The sequence below is a fragment of the Mycobacterium sp. TH-M15 genome, from assembly GCF_057473705.1.
Genome location: NZ_JBYCLB010000117.1, coordinates 1 through 1,878, shown reverse-complemented (window position 1 = coordinate 1,878; position 1,878 = coordinate 1). Strand labels below are relative to the sequence as shown.

The following is a 1,878-nucleotide window of genomic DNA, read 5'->3' as shown; positions in this document are numbered from 1 at the left end:
CGCCTCGGCGGCCCGGCAGGCGCCGACCAGCGCGGCCTCGCCGGCTAGGCCGAGCAGCACCGCCGACTCGATGATCACCTTGAGCACCACAGCGGGCACGGCGGCGCGCACCATCGCGATCTCGGACCGCACCGCCGCCCAGTCGCCGGCCAGTGCGGCGCCGACGTCGATCACCATGTCCACTTCGGCGGCGCCGGCCGCGACCGCCCGCGCGGCCTCTTCGGCTTTGATCTGCGGCAGATGCTTGCCGGACGGGAAGCCCGCGACGGTGGCGACCACGACCGCAGTCGAGTTGGCCGAGTTGGCCGCCACCGCCACCGGCACCATCGACGGCGACACGCAGACCGCGCCGACCCCGAGATCGGCGGCGTCGGCGAGCAGCCCCACCACCTCGGCGGCGGTGGCTTCCGGGGCGAGCAGGGTGTGGTCGACGAGCGCGGCCAGCTCACCGCGGGTCAGCCGCGCGCTCATCAGAAGGTCTCCTCGGCGGCGCCGGGATTGCAGTTCGAGCCGACCATCACCACGTCGTCGACGACCGGACGCCACGGCTCCAGGTTCCAGCTGAGCTTGCCGGGGCGGGCGAACTCGGCGAACCGCCAGTGGCAGAGGAACTGTTCACGCATCCCCGGTGTGTCGGCGTCCGGGGCGCTGGCCAGCACCTCGCGCCAGGCTTCCTGGGCGGCCGGATCGGCGTCGGCCAACACACCCGCCCGGGCGCCGGCCGCCCGGGCCGCCGGCGTCGGATACACCCGCAGGCTGAGCATTTCGGGCTGGCCGTTGTAGCTCACCCACTCGGTGTGGTCGACGTACGGCGGGCCGGCATCGGCCGATGCGGATGCCGTCGGCACCATGAGCAGACCGGCCACGACCGCCACGATCCGGCCGCGCACGCCGCTCAGCGCGACTTGCCTTGGACCTCGAGCAATCTGGGTTTCACGTCGGCCAGGTAGACGCCGGCCGCGCAGGCCGCGATCGCCATTCCCAGCACATCGAGCAACAACGCGACCAGTCCGCTGCCCGCCAGGATCAGCAGCCACACCGGCTTGGTCAGCTTCTCCGCGGCGATGTAGGCGTCCGGCCGCTGCATCGCCGCGTGGACGAAGGCATACACCACCGTCCCGAGGACGACGTACCCCAAAACGGCCAGAACGGTAGTCACCGGTGCTTGAGCGCTCACGCTGCAAGCCTAGGCGGCTACCGTCCCCGCCGTCGACTCCGCGCCGCCGGCCAGGGCGACGCGGAGTCGAGCAGCGCTGTTCCGGACTACTTCTGGGTGACCTTCTTGGTCGCCTTCTGCACGGCCTTCGCGGCCTTCTTGACCGGGGCCTTGGCCGCGGCCTTCTTGGCCGGCGCCTTCTTGGCGGGAGCCTTCTTGGCCGCGTCCTTGTTGGGCAGCTCGATACCGACCAGCTTGGCGGCACGCTCACCGACCGCGCGGGTCTGGGTGGCAACGTTGCCCAGCGCCTCCTGGGTCAGCTCGACGGCCTGGTCGACGTAGCCCTCGGCGCGCGCCGACGCTTCCTCCAGCCGCGACTGGCGCAGCCGCTGCAGCGCCGTCTCGCCACGCGCCACCAGCTCGTTGTACCGGCTGGTGGCGGCCTCGACGTAACCCTCGGCAGCCTTGCGCAGCTCGTCGGAGGTGAACCGCTCACGCAGCTCGGCGAACTGCTCGGGCAGCTCGTCGCGCAGCTCGGCGAAGCGCGCCCGGCGCTCCTCGACCCGGCTGCTCGCGTCGCCGCGGGCTTCCTCGGCCCGGTCGCGCAGGTTGGCGATCAGGTCGCTCATGGTGGCCAGCGCCAGGTCGGCAGCGCCGATCGCGGCCAGCAGCGGAGCCCTCAGCTCCTCAACGGTCGGGTTCTCGGCCATATCAGTGATCCT

General features: G+C 72.0%; 4 protein-coding genes. All 4 read right to left on the bottom strand.

Going from position 1 to position 1,878, the window contains the following annotated elements:
• Positions 1-471, bottom strand: a 471-nt coding sequence (locus tag AC2VNT_RS02980) for a 2-deoxyribose-5-phosphate aldolase (protein WP_486945440.1), incomplete at its 3' end; no start/stop codon positions are given.
• Positions 471-851, bottom strand: a complete 381-nt coding sequence (locus AC2VNT_RS02975) for a DUF2599 domain-containing protein (protein WP_486945442.1) — start codon at positions 849-851, stop codon at positions 471-473. The genes AC2VNT_RS02975 and AC2VNT_RS02980, both read right to left, overlap by 1 nt.
• Positions 852-895: 44 nt before the next feature.
• Positions 896-1,177: a DUF2516 family protein gene (locus AC2VNT_RS02970; RefSeq protein ID WP_486945439.1), complete on the bottom strand. Its 282-nt coding sequence runs from the start codon at positions 1,175-1,177 to the stop codon at positions 896-898.
• Positions 1,178-1,263: 86 nt separating this feature from the next.
• Positions 1,264-1,866: a heparin-binding hemagglutinin gene (locus tag AC2VNT_RS02965; RefSeq protein WP_486945441.1), complete on the bottom strand. Its 603-nt coding sequence runs from the start codon at positions 1,864-1,866 to the stop codon at positions 1,264-1,266.
• Positions 1,867-1,878: the final 12 nt, after the last annotated feature.

What these genes read in the sequence shown, in the direction of transcription:
- AC2VNT_RS02965 (WP_486945441.1), bottom strand. Translation starts at nt 1,866, where the DNA reads ATGGCCGAGAACCCGACCGTTGAGGAGCTGAGGGCTCCGCTGCTGGCC.
- AC2VNT_RS02975 (WP_486945442.1), bottom strand. Translation starts at nt 851, where the DNA reads ATGGTGCCGACGGCATCCGCATCGGCCGATGCCGGCCCGCCGTACGTC.